Consider the following 22627-nt stretch of genomic DNA (forward strand, 5'->3'; position numbering starts at 1 on the left):
TTTAATTGAGTTTTAATATTTTGATCTAACATGTATTTCTCCAAATTCTAAGCAGTTCAAATCAGCTAAATTCATTCAATGAAGCTATAGTATGCAAAACTAATAAATAGGTAAAACAGTATGTTTTTATAAATTTAATCGGATTTTTGAATTTTAATATATATTTGTGGAACTTTTGTGCGTATATGAGCATAAAAATTTGAATCAAATAGAACTTGTTATATAACTGCAATTATTTCATAGCATATATAAGGAAGCAGCAAATGGTATTACAACGTGGTATTTATCAACACTACAAGGGTCAAATTTATCAGGTATTTAATCTTGCTAGACATAGCGAAACTGAGGAACAACTTGTTGTATATCAATGTTTATATGGTGATTATTCAATGTGGGTGCGTCCATTATCGATGTTTGTTGAAACAGTTGAACTTGAAGATGGGCAAGTCATTCCACGTTTTAAATTAATACAAGCCACTTAAATTTGAACTTTTGCTTTTGAGCATTACGGAGACAAGATATGACGAGCACCGTTTTTTTACAACGTATTGCTGATTTATATGATGAATTTAAGCAACATGATGCTCGGCAGTCTGATCGTTTAAGACGTTACCGAAATATTGAAGCAGAATCTGCTAAGTTACTTGGGATGTTAGTACGTACTCAGCAATCAAAGCAGATTCTAGAAATTGGAACATCGACGGGATATTCAACCTTATGGTTGGCTGAGGCTGCAAAATCAGTTGGAGGCAAAGTTCAAACCCTAGAGATCAATGCTTTCCGCAGTGCTCAAGCCAAGAAATATGCTGAAGAATTTGGATTAGAGCGTTTTATTGATTTTTGGGTGGGCGATGCCTCAGATTATTTGGCACAAGCAACTGAATCCTATGATCTAATTTTATTGGATGCAGAACGTGGCTGCTATGTGAGTTACTGGAATGATTTAAAACGTCTATTGCAGTTCTCGGGTAATACTTTGATCGTTGATAATGTGATTTCACATGCAGGTGAGGTCAAAGATTTTCTTGATTTGATTAAAGCGGACGAAAATTATATGAGTACTGTTTTACCTGTAGGTGCAGGTTTATGTCTGGTTGTCTTGAAGTAGATGCATTTGATCTTGATGTTTTGAGCGATAGCTCTGCGGACTACAACCTAATACTTTGTTAAATGCGCGGGTGAAGTTTGCAGGGTTCGAATAGCCTAATTCGTAAGCAATATGGGTGATGGTAAAATTTGAATTTTCTAATAAATCAATTGCTCGCTCAGTACTAATTTTTTGTTTCAAAGCTTGAAATTCAACTCCTTGTTGCTGCAAATAACGTTGTAAAGTTTTAGTAGAAATATTTAGAACTTGAGCGCATTCAGTTAATGTTGGAATCTGATGGGCTTGTCTTAACATCATGCTGACCCATTCAACAATTTCACCTTGATGATAAATTTTTTGAATCTGTTCCTGACAACGTTGTTCAACCACTTTTAGGCTATGAGCATCCGCCAAAGGTAAGGGTAGTGCCAGTTGTTGTTGATCAATCACGACACGGATGCCAGATATCCACGTATAGTTAAAATGAAAGCTGGCTTTGACTAAATGTAGATAACGTTCCTGATACACAGGTTCAGGAATGCTTAGATAAACCTGATAACGTTGTAGTTGCTGTCCTGCAAGTTCTAATAAGCTGTAATAAAATCCAACGGCAATTGCTTCAATATGAAATGCTAAACATTGCTTATTCATTTGTAAGATGGGTTCAAGTAATAACTCAACCTTATGTTGAATAGCTGGAAATTGAATCGATAGCTTAAAACTTGGCATAATTAGCCGAAAATATTGTGCGATTAATCTCAATGCATGTTCTAAATTTGGACTGGTCATTAATGCATATCCAACCAAACTATGCGAACTGAGTTTTAGATTTTTACCGAGTTCAAAAGCCAAATCTTCTGTATTAGGTAGGCTCAGGCCAAGTGCAATAAATTGTTCAATTTGTTGAATTGATAAAAGCTCAGTTTTAGAAAGTTCGTTATTAAATGCGTTTAATACCTCATTATCATATTGATGAGTACCAAGCAGAATTTCGATCAACCGCAAATAATAACGAGACGGAATAACAGGGATTTGCTGTTTTTGCACAATAAAAAACCACTAAAGTCTTAAAATGATAATATCAAGTCTTAAAATGATAATATAGAGTGACTGCAGAAGAACACAATCAATTCAAGCAAAACATTTTGTGTTTGATTGAGGAATTTCTAATGAATATGCATACTCAACTGGATGTAGAGCAAGCAACAACAATCTTTAAAGATAAAAAACGTCATTTGTGGTTATTGGGTTTGGCAGTACCGACCATTGCAATGAGTGGTTTAGCAGGTTATCAATTTGGACCGAAAAAAACCAAAAAATTCTTTGCCTCTTTTGGCCCATTATTTATTCATGGTGTTATTCCTGCATTGGATAAGTTAATTGGTGAGGACACAGAAAATCCACCACTTGATGCGATTGCAGATTTAGAAGCTGATCCATATTATTCTCGAATTGTTAAACTTTTTATTCCATTGCAATATGCGACCAATATTTACGGCACTTATTTGGCAAGTCGTAAAGGTACATCACTTGCAGATCAAGCGTTATTGGGTACTTTGGTGGGGATGGTGAATGGTATTGCCATCAATACGGCGCATGAATTGAGTCATAAAAGTGGTCGTCTCGAACATTATTTATCACATTTGGCATTAGCTCCATCGGGCTATAATCATTTCCGTATTGAGCATCCATATGGTCATCACCGTCGTGTTGCAACGCCAGAAGATCCAGCATCATCTCGACTTGGTGAAACTTTCTGGAAATTTTTACCGCGTACAGTGATTGGTAGTTTCAAATCTGCGATCGAAATTGAGAAAAATCGTTTAGAGCGTAAAAAATTGCCATTCTTCTGTAAAGAGAATGAATTGATTCATGGTTGGGCGATGTCTGCCGTGTACCATGCTGCTATGTTTAGCAAATTTGGAGTGCGTTCAGCACCGTTCCAAGTGACACAGGCTGCCTATGCGATTACTTTGTTTGAATCAGTAAATTATATTGAGCATTATGGTTTAAAACGTGAAAAGAAAGCCAATGGTCAATATGAGCGTACTTTACCTGAGCATAGTTGGAACAATAACAATGTAGTGACTAACTTGTTCTTGTATCAATTACAGCGTCACTCAGATCATCATGCAAATCCAACACGTAGCTTCCAAACGCTACGTCATTTTGAAAATGCACCACAGTTACCAGCGGGCTATGGAGCGATGATTTTACCAGCCTTTATTCCTTCATGGTGGTCAAAAATTATGGATGATCGAGTAGTAGAGCATTACAAAGGCAATATGGAGAAAATTAATATTCATCCAGACGCAAAAGAGAAAATATTAGAGAAGTATGCTGAACAAGTTGAAGTCGAAGCTGCTTAATAAATTTAAATAAAAAACCAGCCTTAATCTAGGCTGGTTTTTTTTATTTATGAGGCTAAAAGATAAAGTCGTTTAAAATGCAGATCAAACTCAAGGTATTTATGGACAAAAGCAGTCTTATCAGTTGTGCGTAGCAAATTGTCATAGATAAATTCTGGAACAGGATGATAAAGCTCGGCTGTGCCATTGCTGTAAAAAATTTTTAAGTAGCGTGAAGAAATATCATATTTCCAAAAGGTTACAACAACAGTTTTTTCCATATATTTTCCCCCATTTTAGTTTGATCATTTAGTACATACGAAAAACTCTTTATGTTTCATAATTTGACATTACTCCATGTAAAGCAGGCTGACAATTGATAAATGAATTTCGTTATAAATTTATAAGTATAAGAATTGTAAAAATTTAGTATTGAATTGAGATCGATGTATCGCAAAAAGTGAGCAAATGACAAATAAAAAGAAACCACTCTTTTAGAGTGGTTTCTTTTCAACATTGTTAAATCTAAAAATTAGATTTTACCAACGAGGTCGATCGATGGAGCAAGAGTCGCTTCACCTTCTTTCCATTTAGCTGGGCAAACTTCGCCTGGGTGGCTTGCTACGAATTGAGCAGCTTTAAGCTTACGTAAAGTTTCTGAAACATCACGTGCAATTGAATTGTCGTGAATTTCAGCAGTTTTAATTACGCCTTCTGGGTTGATGATGAACGTACCACGTAAAGCTAAACCAGCTTCTTCGATATGCACATCAAAAGCACGTGTTAATTGATGTGTAGGATCACCAACTAATGGGAATTGAGCTTTACCTACAGCAGGAGAAGTTTCGTGCCATACTTTGTGAGAGAAATGAGTATCAGTTGTTACGATATAAACTTCTGCACCAGCTTTTTTGAATTCTTCGTAGTTCTCAGCAGCATCTTCAACTTCAGTAGGACAGTTGAAAGTAAATGCAGCAGGCATAAAAATAAGAACAGACCATTTGCCTTTAAGATCAGCATCAGTGACTTGAATGAATTCACCGTTACGGAATGCATCAGCTTTAAATGGTTTAACTTCAGTATTAATTAAGCTCATCATTGTCTCCATGATTGAGGTTTTATTGAGAGGCTAATGCCTTATTTGTTTACGAGGTTAAGAATAAATAATTTTTAGTTATTGGGGAAATAGTATTTTTACATGACTAAAATCGGAAAATTGAATGAATCAATATAAAACGATTTTCACCCTAAGATATAAGCCTATTTGACTCCAATAAGATGAAGCAAATATGACGAATACCTAAAACTAACTTGCATAACAACATGCAGTCGATAGTATTAAAATTCAAGGGTAAAATTGAAAAAATCTAAAAAATATAGAGAAAACCAAGATATACACTTAGATTTTTACCTATGTTTTGCTTGGTTTAAAAATAAGAAAATGCAAAAGTACCCTTGTGTATCAATTGAATAGTGCATATTTTTGAAAAGAACTAAATGTGGTTGCTTTGCATAGCAACGCTTTAAGGCGTAAAATAGCTGATTAGTTTATTTTCTAGGAAAGCTGTTCAGTGCAGAGTCATTTAAATGTAGATCAATGGGTTATGGCACGTGACCGTCACCGTTTAAATCGACTGCGCAAAGATAAAAAAACAGAAACAGCAGAAATCGAAAAACTTTTTCAACAGTCAAATGACAAAGTCAAACAACGCTTAGCGCGTATTCCCCAAATTAAACTCAATCAAGATTTACCTGTTACTCAGTATGCAGATCGTTTGATTGCCGCAATACAAAAGCATCAAGTGATTATTGTGGCGGGTGAAACGGGTTCGGGTAAAACCACGCAGTTACCACAAATTGCTATGCTTGCTGGTCGTGGTCTCACTGGGATGATTGGGCATACTCAGCCGCGACGTTTAGCTGCTCGCAGTGTCTCGCAACGTATTGCAGAAGAAGTTGGGCAGAAACTGGGCGAGGCGATTGGCTTTAAAATCCGTTTTAATGAGCAGGGATCGCAAGATTCTATCGTGCGTTTGATGACGGATGGTATTTTGCTAGCTGAGCTGACGAACGACCGCTTCCTTTCAAAATACGACACAATCATTATCGATGAAGCCCATGAGCGTTCACTGAATATCGATTTCATCATGGGTTATCTCAAACAGTTATTACCAAAGCGTCCTGATTTAAAAGTCATCGTCACCTCAGCAACGCTAGACGTAAACCGCTTTAGCCAATACTTTAATGATGCACCGATTTTTGAAGTAGAAGGGCGGAGCTTCCCTGTTGAAGTACGTTATCGTCCAATTTCGGAACTCAGTATTATTGGTAGTGATGATGATGAGTTTGATGATTTTGAAGAGAACTTACCACGTGCTGTTGTACAAGCGGTCGAAGAGTGTTTTGCTGATGCTGAGGGTAAAGGGCATCCAGAACATGCTGATATCTTGATTTTTGCCAGCACTGAGCAAGAAATCCGAGAATTACAGGAAACGCTGCAAAAATATGGTCCTCGGCATACTGAAGTGTTGCCTTTATATGCACGTTTGGCACTCGCCGAGCAGCAAAAGATTTTCAGTCCAAGCGGCAAAGGTCGCCGTATCATTATTGCAACCAACGTTGCTGAAACAGCATTAACCGTTCCTAATATTCGGTATGTGATTGATAGCGGTTTTGCTCGTATTTCACGTTATAACTACCGTTCACGTGTGCAACGCTTACCGATTGAAGCGATTTCACAGGCAGCAGCCAATCAGCGTAAAGGTCGTTGTGGTCGTATTGCTGCGGGTGTGTGTATTCGTCTATACAGTGAAGAAGATTTTTTAAGTCGTCCTGAGTTTACCGAACCAGAGATCAAACGGACGAACTTGGCTTCTGTAATTTTACAAATGCAAAGTCTTGGTTTAGGTAGTTTAGAAGATTTTGACTTTATTGAGCCGCCTGATTTCCGTTTGGTGAATGATGGACGCAAGCTTTTGATTGAGTTAGGTGCATTAAGCGAACGTAAGAATGATTTAACTAAAGTCGGTCAAATGATGGCACGCATGCCGATTGATCCACGATTAGCTCGTATGCTGATTGGTGGCGCTCATTTTGGTGTGCTGAAAGAAACATTGATTATTGTCAGTGCCTTGGCGATTCAAGATCCACGAGAACGACCTGCCGATAAACAGATGCAGGCTGATCAGAAGCATGCTTTATTCAAAGAAGCGGATTCAGACTTTTTATTCTATTTAAAACTTTGGAATACGTTACAAACCAGTCCTGATACACAGTCTGAAAACAAGCGCCGTCAGTTTGCACGTCAACATTTTTTGAGTTGGTTGCGTTTACGGGAATGGAAGCAAACCCATCAACAATTAGTTGAGTTGGCTGAAGGATTAAAGCTGAGCTTTAATGAAAAGGCAGCCAATTATGAAAATTTACATCGTGCTTTGTTAACAGGTTTACTGTCATTTATCGCCAATAAAACCGATGAACGAAATACCTTTATGGCGGTACGTCAGCAGAAAGCCAAAGTATTTCCTGCCAGTACACTGCATAAGACCAATACTGCTTGGGTGATGGCATTTGAGATGGTGGAAACTTCTCAAGTGTATTTGCGAACTTTAGCAAAAATTGATCCTGAATGGATTTTATTAGCTGCACGTGAGCTATTGAAATATCACTATTTCGAACCACATTGGTCGAAAAAAGCAGGCATTGTGAATGCCTATGCGCAAATTTCATTGTTTGGTTTAATTATTGAACCAAAACGTATGGTGAATTTTGAGAAAGTTGATCAAGCTGCGGCACATGAAATCTTTTTACGGGATGCCTTAACGACTGGTAATTTGGGTATTACACCGCCATTTTTAAAACACAACTTACTTAAACTTGAAGAAGTTGAGCGAGTTGAAGATAAACTGCGTCGTCGTGATTTAGTGGTCGATGAAGAAACTATTTATCAATTTTATGCTGAAAAAGTGCCAGAGGAAATTGCTAGCCGCCGTAGTTTTGAAGATTGGCGTGCAACAGTAGAGCCAGATCATCCGCGTTATCTTTTTGTAGAAGATGATGCGTTATGGATGAATGATCGACCAACCACACAGCAATTCCCAGATTATTTACATAATGGACAATTGCATTTAGCTGCGAACTATCGTTTTGATCCAAGCCATGATGAAGATGGTGCAACGGTTAAAATTCCTGTGCAGGCTTTGCCACAAGTAGATGAAAAACAATGGTCATGGGGAATACCTGGCTGGCGGCAAGATTTGATCGAGGCTTTATTAAAAGCACTACCTAAAGATAAACGCCGCAATTTAGTTCCAATACCTGATACAGCCAAAAAGTTAATGCAGGGTGTCGATGCTGTTCATTTACGTGAGCATCTATTTAACTATCTCGCTTTTGCTCTACGTGGAGAGCAGATTACTGAAAAAGATTTCTCGTTTGAACGTATCGATCAATACCTTGTTCCTTTTATCAAAGTGATTGATGAAAAAGGAAAATTAATTGCACAAGGTCGTGACTTGGATGAATTAAAGGCGAGATGCCGAGTTGAAACTCATCGTCCAGTAAAACAACAGCAAGGCGAGTTCCAAGCCTTCCCTGAGAGCTTTATCTTTGAAGCTTCTCAAAAGGTTACAGGAGTGATAGTTAAACAATATCAAGCGCTTGTTCCCACAAAGATATTTTCTGCACTTGAAGCAAAAGATGAATCTGGTGTTGTAGTACAAACGTTTAATGATCAGCAAGAAGCCATTAAACAGCATCGTGAAGGTGTAATTCGTCTGATTCATATGCAGCTTGGAGATTTGATTCGCCAACTGAAAAAGCAGATTTCTAAACCTTTGGCTTTGGCCTATTCTCCATTGGGTGAAAGAGCTAAACTCGAACAAATGTTGGTTTATGCAACCCTACAAGTATCAATCCAACAGCTTCCACAAAATGCTGAAGAATTTAATACCTTAGCACTTGATGTAAAAAAACACTTTTTGAGCAATGGTCAAAAAGTACTAACGGACATCACTGAAATTTTTACCCAATGGCAGCAAGTTCGTCGTGAGTTGTTGGTTTTAGATCAAGATATATTCGGTCGTAGTATTGACGATATAGAGGATCAGTTGGATTTAATGTCATTGGCGGACTTTGTTTATAGCAAACCAAGTGAGATTTGGCAGGAATATCCACGTTATTTAAAAGCATTGCTATTGCGTTTAGATCGTTTGCCAAATAATCTACAACGTGACCTTGCTGCAATTGATGATGTCGATCCATGGATGGACAAAGTATTTAAGTTTAAAAATGATCCTAAAATCAAAGAAATGTATTTGATGTTAGAGGAATTGAGAATTTCCTTGTTTTCTCAACCAATGAAAACAAAGATGCCAATTTCACCAACTAGATTACAAAAACTATGGGATCGATTAGCAATCGGTTAAACTGAGCAATAATGAAAGTTAGAACCATTCTTTACAGGAGTTTTACATGGGCATCCGTATAACAGGTACAGGTTTGTTTCACCCAACTGAAACAATTTCTAATGAAGAGTTGGTTGAAAGTTTAAATGCTTATGTAGAACAATTTAATCAACAAAATGCTGACAAAATTGCAGCAGGTGAGATCGAAGCTCTACGTGGTTCAAGTCCTGAGTTTATTGAAAAAGCATCTGGTATTAAAAGCCGTTACGTGGTTGAGAAGTCAGGTATTTTAGATCCAACACGTTTACGTCCGCGCTTACAAGAGCGTAGTAATGATGAACTTTCGCTCCAAGCCGAGTGGGGTGTAATTGCTGCTAAACAAGCGATGGAAAATGCAGGTGTCACTGCTGAAGATATCGATGTTGTGATTTTGGCATGCTCAAATATGCAACGTGCTTATCCTGCTGTTGCGATTGAAATTCAGTCGGCATTAGGTATCAAAGGCTATGCTTATGATATGAATGTCGCGTGTTCAGCTGCAACATTTGGTTTAAAGCAAGCTTATGACGCTGTGAAATGTGGTGCTCGCCGTGTTTTACTTTTGAATGTTGAAATTACCTCAGGTCATTTGGATTATCGTACACGTGATGCGCACTTTATTTTTGGTGACGTTGCAACTGCTTCAATTATCGAAGAAACTGAAACCAAATCAGGTTATGAAATCTTAGATATTCATTTGTTTACCCAATTTTCAAATAACATCCGCAATAACTTTGGTTTCTTAAACCGTAGTGAAGATGCGGTTGTTGATGACAAATTGTTCCGTCAAGATGGGCGCAAAGTGTTTAAAGAAGTTTGTCCACTTGTCGCAAAAATCATTACAGCGCAGTTGGAAAAATTACAATTAACACCTGAACAAGTTAAACGCTTCTGGTTGCATCAAGCGAATGCCAATATGAATGAGTTAATTTTAAAACTCGTTGTTGGTAAGGATGCTGATTTAGATCGTGCACCAATTATTTTGGATGAGTTTGCGAACACTTCTTCTGCGGGCGTAATTATTGCAATGCACCGCACAGGCGAGCAAGTCAATAATGGCGAATATGCTGTGATCTCTTCATTTGGTGCAGGATATTCGGTTGGTTCGATTATCGTACAAAAACATATTGCTTAAAGTTTATAGGCAAAAATAAAAAACCGCATCAATGATGCGGTTTTTTTTGATTTCAGCTTATTTAAGTAAGATCGCTAGGTCGATGACTTGTGGAGTCGTGTTACCACCAATAGTTGAAGCTGCTAGATTTGGTGCTCCATCCACATTAATTGCTAAACGTGCTCTTGGAGTTGTAATAGTCGTGTCACTATTTAGATCTATGCGATATAACACAGAAGGCCCAGAAGCACCTGAGACTGCTGCTAAAGCTAAGCCATTATCACCACCCACAATATCAAAACCATTATCCATGCCTAGATTGATTCCTAAGTTGCCGATGAGATTTAAAGTGCCATTGTTTGGAGGATTTTGCTTGGTTAATGTATTGCCTGTTTGATTTAAATCAAATAGTTCAGTAGCAAGCGTTGAAACTGGTGTAGCAAAACTATTGGTATATGCTGCTGCAGTGACTTTAGCATCAGCAATTCCGTTAATATCACCATCTTTTATAGTATCGCCAGTATCGACGTTAATTCTTAAGTTCTGTCCATTATTGCTGATTACGCGGAGTCGATCTGCTGTAGGGTTGAAATCAACTGCGAAACTTGTTCCATCTAATGTTGTGAAACTACTACCCGTCGCAGGTTTGAGTGAGGTAATCAGGTTAGCCATTCCCGTATCTGTATTTATAGTATACAAGTTTGCTTTATTGGTAAGACCATAAAGTTTTCCAGAATTGGTTATAGTGGTTCTGAGTCTGTAATCAATTCCAATAAATTTCTCATCAACGAGTAAACCTGTGATGGTTTTTTCCATCACCGCATTTGGATTATTCAAAGCAAAGTTCAATAATTTATTATTGGCCGTCAATCCATAAGCTTGAGCGGTGGCATCACTTGCTCTTTTTAATGCGATACCGCGAATTCCCATACTATTAAAGTTACTATTTAGGTCACCAGATGCAAAAATGGCATAATTGCTTGTTCCTACATTTGCTAGATTAAGTTGAAAGAATTTATAACCACCAGTATTGAGTTTTAGCGCTGCGAAGCCGACGTTACTCACAGGATCGATGTCAAATCCACCACCGCCATTAATGTTTATATCTGCTCCCAAGGCAGCTGAAACACCCAATGTTCCAGCATTCGCATTTTGGATATAAATTCGATCACTATTTTGATCAATACTATAGAGTTTGGTTGATCCAGTTCCTGCAAATGCATTGGTATATGCACCAGCGACAATGGTAGGGTTGCTTTCTGTCAAATTGATAGCGCCATCAGTAATCGTTGCGCCAGTATCAACATTAATTCGAAGGTTTTGTCCCGTATTTGTTATAACCCTCAAACGATCTGCAACTGGATTGAAGTTCACAGTAATCAGATTCGCATCGCCTAAAATCTTAGTAAATGCTGCATTTCCATCAGTCGTATCAGTAGGGTCAGCCATTAATTTTTTTATAAAAGTGGCTGAACCAGTTGCAGGATTCAAAGTGTAGATATTACCTAATAATCCCACCGCATAAAGTTTTCCATCTTTCGGACGATAATCGATTCCAACGAGTTCATCATCTGTTTGTAGACCTGTTATTTTAAGATTTGACACGATTTTATTTGGCATCATTCGGTCTATTGAACTGATCATACCGTTGTTGGTTAAGATTAATGTGTCACCTGTATTAGTATTTGTAGTTTCTGTATCGTTGTTAGAATCATTATTACAACCCAATAATATTAGGCTACCCAGAGTTGCTGCGGTCAAAGTTAATGCTCGTTTATTCATAGTCGTTTATCCTGATACATATTTTGGTTATAAGAAGCTTTTGAGAAGGATTCCCTGTTATTTATTAACTCTGAGCTTCTTGTTATTGGATTGCTGTAATGGGGGTCTAGCCTTAGAAAAAGATTTCGACTTTTATTTTTAAATAAATAATTTAAAAATCTTATAATTACTCTTATTAGATTAAGTGGGGCAAGGTTGAAAGTAAACTAGTGTTTTTAAGTGATTTTTTCGTATTTGAGTTTTGAGTTGTAATTATTCACACTAATTTCACGGCAGCTATGAAACTCTAGATTAGTAAAGTAATTGTTATGAAAAAATATAACCTTTAAAACTTAAAAATAAAAAATCGAGAGAATTTTAAAACTCTCTCGATTTCAATATATCTATTGCTTACGCTTCGACAGTTTGTACTGTGATTTTTTTTGCAGGATCGACTTTACGGCGTACTGCTGGAACAGGTTCGCCGTGATATTGACGATCTGCGAAATAGCTCGAACGAACCATCGGCGCTGACCAAATATTTCTAAAACCTAATTTACGACCATGTTCAGCATAACGCTCAAACTCTTCTGGCGTAACAAAACGATCAATCGGTGCATGCTGTTTAGAAGGTTGTAGATATTGACCAATAGTCACGTAATCTACGTCGTGCGCACGAAGATCATCGAGTAAAGCAATCACTTCCTCTTCTGTTTCACCAATCCCCACCATCAAACCACATTTCGTTGGTACGTCAGGACAGTATTCTTTAAACATTTTTAAAAGATTTAAAGAATGTTGATAGTCAGAACCTGGGCGCATTGCTTTGTATAAGCGAGGAACAGTCTCAATATTATGATTGAAAACATCGGGTGGACATTCTGTCATGATGCGTAAGGCAATATCCATACGCCCACGGAAATCTGGAACTAAAATTTCTAATAAAGTTTTTGGACTGAGTGCGCGAGCTTCTTTAATACAATCCACAAAGTGTTGAGCACCACCATCTAATAGATCATCACGGTCTACAGAAGTAATCACTGCATACTTAAGACCTAAGTTAGAAATGGTTTCAGCCATGTGGCGTGGTTCATCAGGGTCTAATGCATTTGGCCGACCATGCGCCACGTCACAAAACGGGCAACGGCGAGTACAAATATCACCCATGATCATAAAAGTAGCAGTGCCACCACCAAAACACTCAGGGAGGTTAGGGCAGGCAGCTTCTTCACAAACAGTATGGAGTTTTTGCGAACGTAGAGTTGTTTTTATACGCTGAACCTCTTCAGGTGCAGTCATTTTGACGCGAATCCAGTCTGGTTTACGAGGCACTTCAACCGTAGGTATAACTTTTACAGGAATTCTTGCGACTTTTTCTGCGCCACGAAGTTTTATGCCCTGTTCAGGTTTACGGTGTTCAGACATATTATTTTCTACAACCTATTGCTTGAGATATTCGATTATTATAGTCAAATTTATTGGTTTATAGGATGAATTAGGTATTCATTTTGAAAATGTAAATATATAAAAATATATGGTTGAGAAATACATCAAGCCATAGCATATTAGTTATCATATATATAGAAGTAAACAGCGAAGAGACAAAGGAGCTTTGAATGCCACGTAAGAAAGAGGTCGTTGGTGGGAATGTTGTAAAATTTGATGCAGTAATTCTCGGTTCTGGCCCAGCTGGTGAAGGCGCGGCAATGAAGCTAGCTAAAGCAGGTAGACGTGTAGCGATCGTTGATATACGTGATCAACTTGGTGGTAATTGTGCTCACGTAGGAACAATTCCGAGTAAAGCATTACGTCAAACAGTATCAAGTATTATTCGATATCAACGTGACCCAATGTTTCAAAAGGTCGGTGAGTGGAAACAATTCACCATGAAACAAGTGCTACGTAATGCACATAAGGTAATTCAACAGCAAGTTGATACGCATACACGTTTCTATGATCGCAACAAAATTGATGTGTTTCATGGACGTGCGTATATCCAAGATAAAAATACGGTTTTGATTTTTGGTCAGGACGGAATCAAAGATACGATCATTTGTAAGCAAATCGTGATTGCAACAGGTAGTCGTCCTTATCAACCACAAGGTTTAGATTTCAATCATCCGCGTGTATTTGATTCAGATAAAATTCTTGATTTGGATTATTCAATTCAAAAAATCATTATTTATGGTGCTGGTGTGATCGGTTGCGAATATGCCTCGATTTTCATTGGTTTAGACCATAAAGTTGATTTGATCAATACTCAACAAAAGCTTTTAAGCTACCTTGATGATGAAATCGCAGATGCATTGTCATATCACTTACGTGAACAAGGCGTATTGATTCGACATAATGAGCAAATTGATCGCTTAGAAACTTTCGATGATCATGTGGTTTTACATTTGCTGAGCGGTAAGAAGATTAAAGCTGATGCCATCTTATGGTGTAATGGTCGTTCTGGTAATACAGATGGTCTTGGTTTGGAAAATGTCGGTCTAACACCGAATAACCGTGGTCAGCTGATGGTCAATGATCAATACCAAACTGAAGTTGATAACATCTATGCTGCAGGGGATGTTATTGGTTGGCCATCACTTGCATCGGCTGCTTATGACCAAGGGCGTTGTGCAGGTGCAAATATGGTTGGTGAGAAAAATGTTAAGCCAATTAAAGATGTACCAACAGGTATTTATACAATCCCAGAAATTTCTTCAATTGGTAAGAACGAGCAGCAATTAACTGAAGAAAAAGTACCTTATGAAGTAGGTCAGGCTTCATTCCGTCATCTAGCTCGCGCCCAAATTACGGGTGATACTGTCGGTGAATTAAAAATCTTGTTCCATCGCGATACTTTAGAAGTACTAGGTATTCACTGCTTTGGTAACAATGCGGCAGAGATTATTCACATTGGGCAAGTGGTGATGCATAGTCCAAACAATACGTTGAAGTACTTCGTTGAAACGACATTCAACTATCCAACGATGGCAGAAGCATATCGTGTAGCAGCTTTGAATGGTATGAATCGTTTGTTTTAAATGGGGATGGATTTAGTTCGATAAGCAACAAAAATGCCAATCAACTTGATTGGCATTTTGTTATCTGGATTTTAGTCAGGAAATTTGCGATGAAAACTAAAATAAATAATCTAATTCTTGTAGTAATCATTTTATTGCTTGCAGCTTATTTGGTGAATATGAATATAACCCAAAAGGCGGTGTGATTCATTGGACCCATCATGATCCACAAAGAAAACATATTGACGGATGGTTAAAATATAAAGGGAAAATATATCAATGATATTTTCCCTTTATTACTCATTCTATTTGCATGTTCTCAATCAGCTTGTAAGCGCTAATTTCTGACGAGATTTCCATTTAGGTAGGACTTTAGCTAAATAAGCGTCCATGCACCATACAGGGCCAATGAGGAGGAATTGTAAGTCTTTAAAGAAAGAAGGCTTTTTCCCTTCAACTTTGTGACCATAAAATTGGCCAATCCAAGCTATCACAAAGACACCAATATAGAATCCTACGCCTACAGGTAAAATAATAATGAGCCATGCCATAACGGCTAACAGTGCAGCCATTGCAACAGCCAAAACAATATCTAAGCGAGCATAAAATACTAAAGTGAGTACAAGAAGCAAAGCGGTGAGTAGGGTGCTAAAATGAGCCAAAATACCAATAATTGAAAAAAGAATAGCTGGGACACAAACCCAATGAATTTTTTTATTGGTTTGATTTTGATGGCTGTCACTATACTCATCAAACCACGTATCAATTGACTTCATGTTAATTCCTTTACTCTATTCATTTTTATTTGCTCAATATAACGAATTAAATAAAAAGGGTCAAAATCATTCGCGGATATGATGTTGCTCCAAAAAATAACTGTAATTTCTAAATTCTTTAGTCTCATAATAAAAAAAGCCACACTAGGTGGCTTTTTTTGGAGAGTGTAAAACTAAGTGATTAAGAACTTGGCCCATCAACTCGTTCGATGCTCACATTACTAGTACCAGAACCAGACATACCAAGTTGCTTTGCAGCACCATAAGATAAATCTAGTACTCGGTTACCATGGAATGGACCACGATCATTTACTTTTACTACAACACTCTTGCCGTTGTCTTTATTTGTTACACGGATATAACAGTTTAAAGGAAGGCTACGGTGAGCTGCAGTTAATCCATTCATATCGAATGTTTCACCGCTTGCTGTTTTACGACCATGAAACTGACGTCCATACCAAGATGCAACGCCACTTTGGCTGAATTTACGAACTGTGTTCGAAGCAACAGTATTCAGTTTTTCAATCACTGAAGGCTCGTCTTCAGGAATATCGATTTTTGCAGCAATCGTTTGGCGACGGATTTGGTCACCTGAACGCTCAGTGATTGAAAGACTATGAACGTTTGAAAAACGCAAATTAAAATTTTGAGAATCTTTGCTTAGTACGCGGGCAGCTAAATTAGAACCCTCCACATCATTATTCATTGATGTCGATTGTACCATTTCCGCATGTAACGGGCTTAAACTTAAGCCTGCCGTCAGCGCTAGAATATATTTTAGCGAAAACTGCATTGTATAAACTCCTAGAGAACATGCTTTTCTATTTCAAAAACAACTTTGAAACATAGTGCACATGTCTAATTATTCACTTTTGCAATTACTTTACTTGAGTGGATAATATTCATCGCTTACGAAGTGTGTCTAGTCTTTAACGATAAATAGTTACAAAAAGGGTAAAAACTTACAGTTTATGGTTAATAAATAATCAATATTGTAACAAAATATATTTTTTGCTGAATATGTGGTCTTTTTGCTTAATTTTTTTATTGACTTTTCAGAATGTTATAAAAAAAGCTAGTCTATCGACTAGCTACTTCGTTGCCCAATAACCATACTGCTGTTGCATACATACGACTTTTATTATAAGTCGTAATCACTTGGAAATTTGGATAAGTAATGTAGTAAATTGGACCAAATTGGTCTTGTAATTGAATGACATTGACTAAGTCTAAATCATCAATTTTTACCAAAGGGTCAACAGGGGAAACCCCTAGTCTTTTCAATTCTCCATAGGGAATAGGTTGGGTTAAATCCTTGGAAATAATTCTATCTGGGTTGTTGCCTAAGTAACGGGCTGGAAACCCAATTGGTCGATCGCGCTGCCAACCATGTTGAGCTAAATAGTTAGCAATAGAGCCAATAGCATCTGTTGCTGAATTTCTTAAATCAATGTGACCATTTCCATCATAATCTACGCCCAACTTTTGAATATTGCTTGGCATGAATTGCGGATAACCAATAGCACCTGCATATGAACCAACGATACTATTTGTTGGATAACCTTCTTTGTACGTCCAAGCGATCAAGGCGGCTAATTCATCACTAAAATAGTCTGCTCGACGAGGATAACCGAAAGCGAGTGTCGCAAGCGCATCTCTAGTGACGAAAGAGCCCTTATTCGCACCATAACCTGTTTCTACACCTAAAATGCCCAGAATGACTGTTTTAGGTACGCCAAACTGCTGTTCAGCACGATTCAACGCATCTTGATATTGATTTTTAAAGTTTGCCCCGCGTTGAATAGTGCCATCAACAAGAAACATTGAACGATATTCATACCAAGGTTTACTTTCGCCTGGGCGAGTCATGATATTGAGAATATTAGGTAAATCCTTAGCGCCACTCATGGCTGCATCAATTTGTTCACTCGTTAAATTATAAGTTGACATTGCTTTCTGCTTAAAAGCAAAGTAATTCGGATGTGTATAAAATTCATTTGCTTGAGCCCAATTACTGCTGACAAATAAACTGGCACTCAAACCAAGCAATTTAAAAGTTTTATTTAAATTAGGAAGAAACATATGTTTATAAAATTCCTCATTATCGATGTGTATGAATAGACATCACCAGTCCAAAAGTAGACATCAGGGTAATAATTGCCGTCCCACCATAACTCATGAAGGGTAAAGGCACACCAACTACGGGTAAAATACCACTGACCATACCTGCATTTACAAATACATAAACAAAAAATGACAAACCAAATGCGCCTGCAACCAAGCGACCATAGTTATGGAAGCTCTGCAATCCAATTTGGAATGTTCTAAAGATAATTGCACAATAAAGAATAATAAGCAGTGTCACGCCAATTAAGCCAAATTCTTCAGAATAAGCGGCAATAATAAAGTCGGTATGGCCTTCAGGTAAGAAATGTAGATGAGATTGGGTGCCTTCTAAGAACCCTTTACCTGAGAATCCTCCTGAGCCAATCGCAGTTTTAGACTGAATAATGTTCCAACCTGTGCCAAGAGCATCTGCTTCAGGATCTAATAATGTAAGAACACGCTGACGTTGATAATCATGTAGTAAAAATTCCCAAGCAATTGGAATAATAATTGCGGCTAGACCTGCTGCTGCAGCGATGAGTCGCCAAGATAAACCACTTAAAAATAGTACGAAAATACCACTGGCCAGAACTAGTAGTGATGTACCTAAGTCAGGCTGTTCTGCAATAAGTAGAAAAGGTACGACAATCAACATCAATGACAGTACAACTTGTGAAAGGCTCGGAGGTAATGCTTTTCGTGATAGAAACCAAGCAATCATCATTGGCATACCAATTTTCATAAATTCACTGGGTTGCACACTGCCGAAGCCAGGGATATCAATCCAACGTTGTGCTCCCATACGGACTTCGCCAAAAATGACGACTGCCACTAAGGAAAGTACACCAAACACATAAAAATAAGGTGAAAATGCCTGATATACCTTTGGGGGGATTTGAGCCAAACTAAACATAACAATAAAGCCAATCCCAAAGCTGATTGCTTGCTTACTGACTAGTCCGACATCTTGCGCAGAAGCACTATATAATACTGTGAGTCCAAGTAAGGCATTTAAAACCAAAAAAGAACAAAGCCAAGGGTCGATATGCAATTGTTGCCAACGAGAGGGCTGTGCAGCTGTACTTAAGCCATCACGCGGTGCTTGACGTAGAAATTTGTACTGGGAACTAGGTGCCATGCGAGTGTAAATCGGGAAATCAATGCTTGGCGAATGCTAACATAAATGCGGATTTAGAGCGTGCAAATTTAGAAAATGTGAGATCTATAAGTATCCAGTTTATAATTGAAATGATCATCTGTTATCTATGAATTGTATTAAATAATTATTATAAATCAGTGTTATATGTTAAATATTATATTGCATGCACCTAATAAAAAGCGATGGTTCCATGACCATCGCTTTTGCATCATTTGGCGAATTACTTTTGAACCAATAACTGATCAAAATGTTTTGCAAATACTTCAAGTTCACCTTGGCTTAAACCTGGGATGAGCTTATTGATCACAATGTGAACGGCTGTTTCGACACCACTGGTTGCAACACTCGCAACACCACGTTTCATCATGCCCAGACCCAGCGTTTTGTTAAATTCGGTCATAAAGTGGTGAATCAATGCATCAGCAAAAGTTTTAAATTGCTGGGTTAATGCATCGCGTTGTGCCTTGCCATTTCCAGCAGCGACTTCTGCAAAGCTTTTCTTCATGTCAGCGACTAGCGTATCAGGAAGAACCGTACCAAGACGTTGTTGACCCTCATTGTCAGTAAACAGGCTTTTTTCCATAAACGACAACGATTCAAGAACCTGCTCGTTTGGTGCCTTGCCTAATAACTGTTTAAGTAAAGTCTCAACAATGCCACGGATTTTGATTGCAAGCTTCTCGGTAGTATCACGCTTATCACTTGGCGGAAATTGTTGAACCAGCTTAATCAGCATGTTGTCCAGTAATTCATCCGTCAATTGTAAAGAGATTTTGTCACGTAAAGGGTATTGTGGTTCTTTACTGTCACGGCTAGCCTGTGCAAGTTGAATATCCTGACTCAAACCTGCTGATGGAAGAATACCGAAATAACTGGTCATTGAAACATTTCCTCTATATCAAATTTATTCGTTTTATTGTCTCGCCAAGCGAATTGGCTCGGGCATCCATGACAAGTCTGATACACGGCATGGGTTAATATCCAAGCCTCCACGGCGTGTATAGGTTGCATAGACCATCAACTTTTCAGGTTGAAGCAATTGCCAAATATCAGCAAATATTTGCTCGACACATTGCTCATGGAAACCATTGTGCTGACGGTACGAGATAATATAGGCTAATATGCTGCGATAACAAGGTTTTTTACCTTGAAAACGAATAAAAATCGTACCCCAATCTGGTTGTCCTGTGACTGGACAATTACTTCTTAAAAGATGAGAGTAAAGTTCAATTTCAACACTTTCTTGGGTCGCAGGATCTAACCTTAATAGAGTTGAATCTGGATGCTCAGATAGACGCTCAGGGATGAGATCATCAATACAAATCCCCTGCGGTCTAGAAATTTCTAAATCATCAACTTGCAATAATTCTAGTTCAACTTTTCCACCCGCCGCATTGGATAAGTCACGTTCAACCGTTTCGACAAAAGCTTGTTGAGACTCAAACTGCGTAAAGTTCATGCTATTGAAATAAAGTTTAAGTGACTTTGATTCAATTAAGTTGGGGGAGTTGGCGGGTAAGATTAAACGACCAATCGCCACTTGTGGTAAACCAAGATGATTCAGCCATGAAATTTCAAATACATGCCACCAATCTTTACCTTGTGTAATGCCTTCAACATGCAAATATTGTTGACGAGACTCAGCGCGAGCAATTGGAAATAAAACCTCTGGCTGATATTGAGTAGGGTATTGGGTATCTTTGCCCAATAAAGAATGTTCAACACTCATTCACGCATTCCTGAACCACGAGCTAATAAACGATAAGCAACTGCATAGAGCGCAACACAGCATAGGGTAACGATACTTAGTGAGAACGTTACATTGACGTCACTGTGCCCTAAAATGCCAAAACGGAAAGCATTGACCATATATACAATTGGATTGACTAAAGATAAATTTTGCCAAAATGGGCTAAGCGCACTAATCGCATAAAAGACACCACCTAAATAGGTAAGTGGAGTCAATACAAAAGTCGGGATAATAGAGATATCATCAAATGACTTCGCATAAACCGCATTGATGAAACCACCAAGCGAGAATAATAGTGAAGTAATAATGACAGTATATATAGTCACGAATAGATTATAAATTTCTAAGTGAGTAAAGAATAAACTCATGATGGTCACAATCAAACCGACCAACACACCACGACATACGCCACCAATCACATAGCCCCAAAGAATCAGGTGTAAGGGCACAGGGCTCATGATCAGTTCTTCAATACTTTTTTGAAATTTGGCACTAAAGAAGCTTGAAGAAACGTTGGCGTAGCTATTGGTGATCACCGCCATCATAATTAAGCCTGGCACAATAAATTGCATATAGCTAAAGCCGCCCATTTCGCCAATACGAGAGCCAACTAAGTTGCCAAAAATCACAAAATATAGGCTCATTGTGATTGCTGGTGGTAATAAAGTTTGTGGCCATATCCGCATGAAACGGCGAATTTCTTTAACAACCAAAGTCCAAAGTGCTGTTTTTAATTGATTAAAGTTCACTGATTCGCTCCAGCAAGATTCTTCTCGACCATTTTCACGAATAATTCTTCCAAACGATTGGATTTATTGCGCATACTGCTGACTTGAATATTTTGTGATTGTAATAGTAAAAACAAATCATTCATGCTATGGGCTTTATCCATAGTGACTTCTAATGTCATTGGATCAATTAAATTAAATTTGAAGCCGATGATATCCAGTTGCAAATTTTCAATAGGTTCAGCGAGGTCACAGATGAATGATTCTTCATTGAGTTGATTAAGAAAGCCTTTCATGGTGGTATCTTCTTTAATCACACCACGATCAATAATTGCGATGCGACGACAAAGCATCTCAGCTTCTTCTAAATAATGTGTCGTTAAAATAATTGATGTACCTTTTTCATTCATTTCAGTGAGAAAATCCCACATTGAACGACGTAACTCAATATCCACACCCGCAGTTGGTTCATCTAATATAAGCAACTTAGGTTCATGCATCATGGCACGTGCAATCATTAAACGACGCTTCATACCACCTGAAAGCATACGTGATTGAATATTACGTTTTTCCCATAAACCGAGTTTTTCTAAATAATATTCAGCACGTTGTTCAGCATGTTTTTTAGGAATGCCGTAATAACCTGCTTGTGTCACTAAGATATCGAAAGTTTTTTCGAATTGACCGAAGTTAAACTCTTGAGGAACAACACCAAGACATTGTTTCGCATGGGATGGATGGGTATCTAAGTTGTGCCCAAAGATTTCCACTGTACCCGATGTTTTTTTGGTTAAAGAGCTAATGATACTAATCGTTGTAGATTTACCCGCACCATTAGGACCTAATAATGCATAAAATTCACCTTCAGGTACGGTCAAATCAATACCTTTTAACGCCTGAAAACCATTACGATAAGTTTTGGACAAATCGCTCAACACCAAAGCATCAGTCATGAACGTCTCACGTTGTTAAATAGAACGACTATTTTGAGTGATATGAAAAAATAAACCAAGTAGAAAAATAGGTTTCTGGCGTTTTAGAAATAGAACGATTAATTCGATAATTTTGTAAAATGATTTACTTTTAAACTGTCAGATATTAAATTTTTTATTTATTATCAAAATCTTAGAGTTTTAAGTATCGCATCAAATATAGGTACGATTATCAAAATAATCGTAAGCTGATGCTAGATAGAATTGTAGACAGTTGATCCATCTAGGGCTTGTTGAGAATTAACAAAGGCAACTGATTAATTTATAATAGTAGTATGGATAGATACATACTTACTGATGCTCAATGGGCAAAAATGGAACCTTTTTGCCTAGGTAAAGTGACCGATCGAG

General features: G+C 37.8%; 19 protein-coding genes and 1 pseudogene. 7 read left to right on the forward strand and 13 right to left on the reverse strand.

What is annotated here, in order from left to right; all coding sequences use genetic code 11:
- Positions 1-263 precede the first annotated feature (263 nt).
- Both CDG59_RS14055 and CDG59_RS14060 read left to right on the forward strand, forming a co-directional pair.
- Positions 264-482 (forward strand): DUF1653 domain-containing protein, encoded by a 219-nt coding sequence (locus CDG59_RS14055; RefSeq protein ID WP_087545887.1) that lies wholly within the window; start codon positions 264-266, stop codon positions 480-482.
- Between the two features lie 38 nt (positions 483-520).
- Positions 521-1108 carry an O-methyltransferase gene (locus CDG59_RS14060; protein ID WP_087545888.1) on the forward strand — a complete coding sequence of 196 codons (588 nt, stop codon included), beginning with the start codon at positions 521-523 and terminating at the stop codon, positions 1106-1108.
- Here the strand turns inward: CDG59_RS14060 and CDG59_RS14065 are convergent.
- Positions 1085-2134 carry a helix-turn-helix domain-containing protein gene (locus CDG59_RS14065; RefSeq protein ID WP_087545890.1) on the reverse strand — a complete coding sequence of 350 codons (1050 nt, stop codon included), beginning with the start codon at positions 2132-2134 and terminating at the stop codon, positions 1085-1087. The genes CDG59_RS14060 and CDG59_RS14065 overlap by 24 nt on opposite strands.
- Before the next feature lie 122 nt (positions 2135-2256).
- Here CDG59_RS14065 and CDG59_RS14070 point away from each other — a divergent pair, with 122 nt between their 5' ends.
- Positions 2257-3456, forward strand: coding sequence for an alkane 1-monooxygenase (locus CDG59_RS14070; protein WP_087545906.1), 1200 nt, complete (start codon positions 2257-2259; stop codon positions 3454-3456).
- Between the two features lie 47 nt (positions 3457-3503).
- On the opposite strand, the gene CDG59_RS14075 is transcribed toward CDG59_RS14070, so the two are convergent.
- A complete protein-coding gene (locus tag CDG59_RS14075; RefSeq protein WP_005159645.1) occupies positions 3504-3716 on the reverse strand; it encodes a KTSC domain-containing protein in 213 nt (70 codons plus the stop codon).
- Between the two features lie 251 nt (positions 3717-3967).
- A complete protein-coding gene (gene ahpC / locus CDG59_RS14080; RefSeq protein ID WP_087545891.1) occupies positions 3968-4531 on the reverse strand; it encodes an alkyl hydroperoxide reductase subunit C in 564 nt (187 codons plus the stop codon).
- Between the two features lie 475 nt (positions 4532-5006).
- Here ahpC and hrpA point away from each other — a divergent pair, with 475 nt between their 5' ends.
- Both hrpA and CDG59_RS14090 read left to right on the forward strand, forming a co-directional pair.
- The gene (hrpA, locus tag CDG59_RS14085; protein WP_087545893.1) at positions 5007-8861 is read left to right on the forward strand and encodes an ATP-dependent RNA helicase HrpA; all 3855 of its coding nucleotides are present in this window, start codon (positions 5007-5009) and stop codon (positions 8859-8861) included.
- A 46-nt stretch (positions 8862-8907) separates the two neighbouring features.
- Positions 8908-10014, forward strand: coding sequence for a beta-ketoacyl-ACP synthase III (locus CDG59_RS14090; RefSeq protein ID WP_004953654.1), 1107 nt, complete (start codon positions 8908-8910; stop codon positions 10012-10014).
- A 57-nt stretch (positions 10015-10071) separates the two neighbouring features.
- Here CDG59_RS14090 and CDG59_RS14095 read toward each other — a convergent pair whose 3' ends face one another.
- Both CDG59_RS14095 and lipA read right to left on the reverse strand, forming a co-directional pair.
- Entirely contained in the window at positions 10072-11775 is a 1704-nt protein-coding gene (locus tag CDG59_RS14095) for a DUF4394 domain-containing protein (RefSeq protein WP_087545894.1), read from the reverse strand.
- Between the two features lie 390 nt (positions 11776-12165).
- Positions 12166-13179 (reverse strand): lipoyl synthase, encoded by a 1014-nt coding sequence (gene lipA, locus CDG59_RS14100; RefSeq protein WP_004662555.1) that lies wholly within the window; start codon positions 13177-13179, stop codon positions 12166-12168.
- 191 nt (positions 13180-13370) lie between these two features.
- On the opposite strand from lipA, the gene sthA reads away from it, so the two are divergent.
- Complete coding sequence (gene sthA, locus CDG59_RS14105; protein ID WP_005159656.1) at positions 13371-14786, forward strand: Si-specific NAD(P)(+) transhydrogenase; 1416 nt, start codon at positions 13371-13373, stop codon at positions 14784-14786.
- 148 nt (positions 14787-14934) lie between these two features.
- Positions 14935-15048: pseudogene (locus tag CDG59_RS15200) on the forward strand (DUF3465 domain-containing protein); the annotation flags it as partial.
- A gap of 40 nt (positions 15049-15088) precedes the next feature.
- On the opposite strand, the gene CDG59_RS14110 reads toward CDG59_RS15200, so the two are convergent.
- The 8 genes from CDG59_RS14110 to CDG59_RS14145 all read right to left on the reverse strand — a co-directional run bounded on the left by CDG59_RS14110 (position 15089) and on the right by CDG59_RS14145 (position 22237).
- Positions 15089-15541: a DUF962 domain-containing protein gene (locus CDG59_RS14110; RefSeq protein ID WP_004662548.1), complete on the reverse strand. Its 453-nt coding sequence runs from the start codon at positions 15539-15541 to the stop codon at positions 15089-15091.
- 181 nt (positions 15542-15722) lie between these two features.
- Entirely contained in the window at positions 15723-16334 is a 612-nt protein-coding gene (locus CDG59_RS14115; RefSeq protein WP_087545896.1) for a septal ring lytic transglycosylase RlpA family protein, read from the reverse strand.
- A gap of 287 nt (positions 16335-16621) precedes the next feature.
- A complete protein-coding gene (mltB, locus tag CDG59_RS14120) occupies positions 16622-17623 on the reverse strand; it encodes a lytic murein transglycosylase B (RefSeq protein ID WP_087545898.1) in 1002 nt (333 codons plus the stop codon).
- Positions 17624-17642: 19 nt separating this feature from the next.
- Positions 17643-18785, reverse strand: coding sequence for a rod shape-determining protein RodA (gene rodA / locus CDG59_RS14125; protein ID WP_087545900.1), 1143 nt, complete (start codon positions 18783-18785; stop codon positions 17643-17645).
- Positions 18786-19026: 241 nt separating this feature from the next.
- Positions 19027-19686, reverse strand: a complete 660-nt coding sequence (locus tag CDG59_RS14130) for a hypothetical protein (protein WP_087545902.1) — start codon at positions 19684-19686, stop codon at positions 19027-19029.
- Positions 19687-19719: 33 nt separating this feature from the next.
- Positions 19720-20535, reverse strand: a complete 816-nt coding sequence (gene queF, locus CDG59_RS14135; RefSeq protein ID WP_087545904.1) for an NADPH-dependent 7-cyano-7-deazaguanine reductase QueF — start codon at positions 20533-20535, stop codon at positions 19720-19722.
- Positions 20532-21305, reverse strand: a complete 774-nt coding sequence (locus tag CDG59_RS14140; protein WP_005159666.1) for an ABC transporter permease — start codon at positions 21303-21305, stop codon at positions 20532-20534. The genes queF and CDG59_RS14140 overlap by 4 nt, the downstream gene beginning before the upstream one ends.
- A complete protein-coding gene (locus CDG59_RS14145; RefSeq protein ID WP_087535903.1) occupies positions 21302-22237 on the reverse strand; it encodes an ABC transporter ATP-binding protein in 936 nt (311 codons plus the stop codon). Before CDG59_RS14145 ends, CDG59_RS14140 begins: the two co-directional genes overlap by 4 nt.
- Positions 22238-22627: the final 390 nt, after the last annotated feature.

This window comes from Acinetobacter sp. WCHA29, assembly GCF_002165335.1.
Lineage (GTDB): Bacteria > Pseudomonadota > Gammaproteobacteria > Pseudomonadales > Moraxellaceae > Acinetobacter.

Excerpts from the sequence above, each read along its gene's own strand:
- CDG59_RS14055 (WP_087545887.1), top strand. The coding sequence starts at position 264 with ATGGTATTACAACGTGGTATTTATCAACACTACAAGGGTCAAATTTAT.
- CDG59_RS14060 (WP_087545888.1), top strand. The coding sequence starts at position 521 with ATGACGAGCACCGTTTTTTTACAACGTATTGCTGATTTATATGATGAA.
- CDG59_RS14070 (WP_087545906.1), top strand. The coding sequence starts at position 2,257 with ATGAATATGCATACTCAACTGGATGTAGAGCAAGCAACAACAATCTTT.
- CDG59_RS14075 (WP_005159645.1), bottom strand. The coding sequence starts at position 3,716 with ATGGAAAAAACTGTTGTTGTAACCTTTTGGAAATATGATATTTCTTCA.
- ahpC (WP_087545891.1), bottom strand. The coding sequence starts at position 4,531 with ATGAGCTTAATTAATACTGAAGTTAAACCATTTAAAGCTGATGCATTC.
- CDG59_RS14090 (WP_004953654.1), top strand. The coding sequence starts at position 8,908 with ATGGGCATCCGTATAACAGGTACAGGTTTGTTTCACCCAACTGAAACA.
- CDG59_RS14095 (WP_087545894.1), bottom strand. The coding sequence starts at position 11,775 with ATGAATAAACGAGCATTAACTTTGACCGCAGCAACTCTGGGTAGCCTA.
- lipA (WP_004662555.1), bottom strand. The coding sequence starts at position 13,179 with ATGTCTGAACACCGTAAACCTGAACAGGGCATAAAACTTCGTGGCGCA.
- sthA (WP_005159656.1), top strand. The coding sequence starts at position 13,371 with ATGCCACGTAAGAAAGAGGTCGTTGGTGGGAATGTTGTAAAATTTGAT.
- CDG59_RS14110 (WP_004662548.1), bottom strand. The coding sequence starts at position 15,541 with ATGAAGTCAATTGATACGTGGTTTGATGAGTATAGTGACAGCCATCAA.
- CDG59_RS14115 (WP_087545896.1), bottom strand. The coding sequence starts at position 16,334 with ATGCAGTTTTCGCTAAAATATATTCTAGCGCTGACGGCAGGCTTAAGT.
- mltB (WP_087545898.1), bottom strand. The coding sequence starts at position 17,623 with ATGTTTCTTCCTAATTTAAATAAAACTTTTAAATTGCTTGGTTTGAGT.
- rodA (WP_087545900.1), bottom strand. The coding sequence starts at position 18,785 with ATGGCACCTAGTTCCCAGTACAAATTTCTACGTCAAGCACCGCGTGAT.
- CDG59_RS14130 (WP_087545902.1), bottom strand. The coding sequence starts at position 19,686 with ATGACCAGTTATTTCGGTATTCTTCCATCAGCAGGTTTGAGTCAGGAT.
- queF (WP_087545904.1), bottom strand. The coding sequence starts at position 20,535 with ATGAGTGTTGAACATTCTTTATTGGGCAAAGATACCCAATACCCTACT.
- CDG59_RS14145 (WP_087535903.1), bottom strand. The coding sequence starts at position 22,237 with ATGACTGATGCTTTGGTGTTGAGCGATTTGTCCAAAACTTATCGTAAT.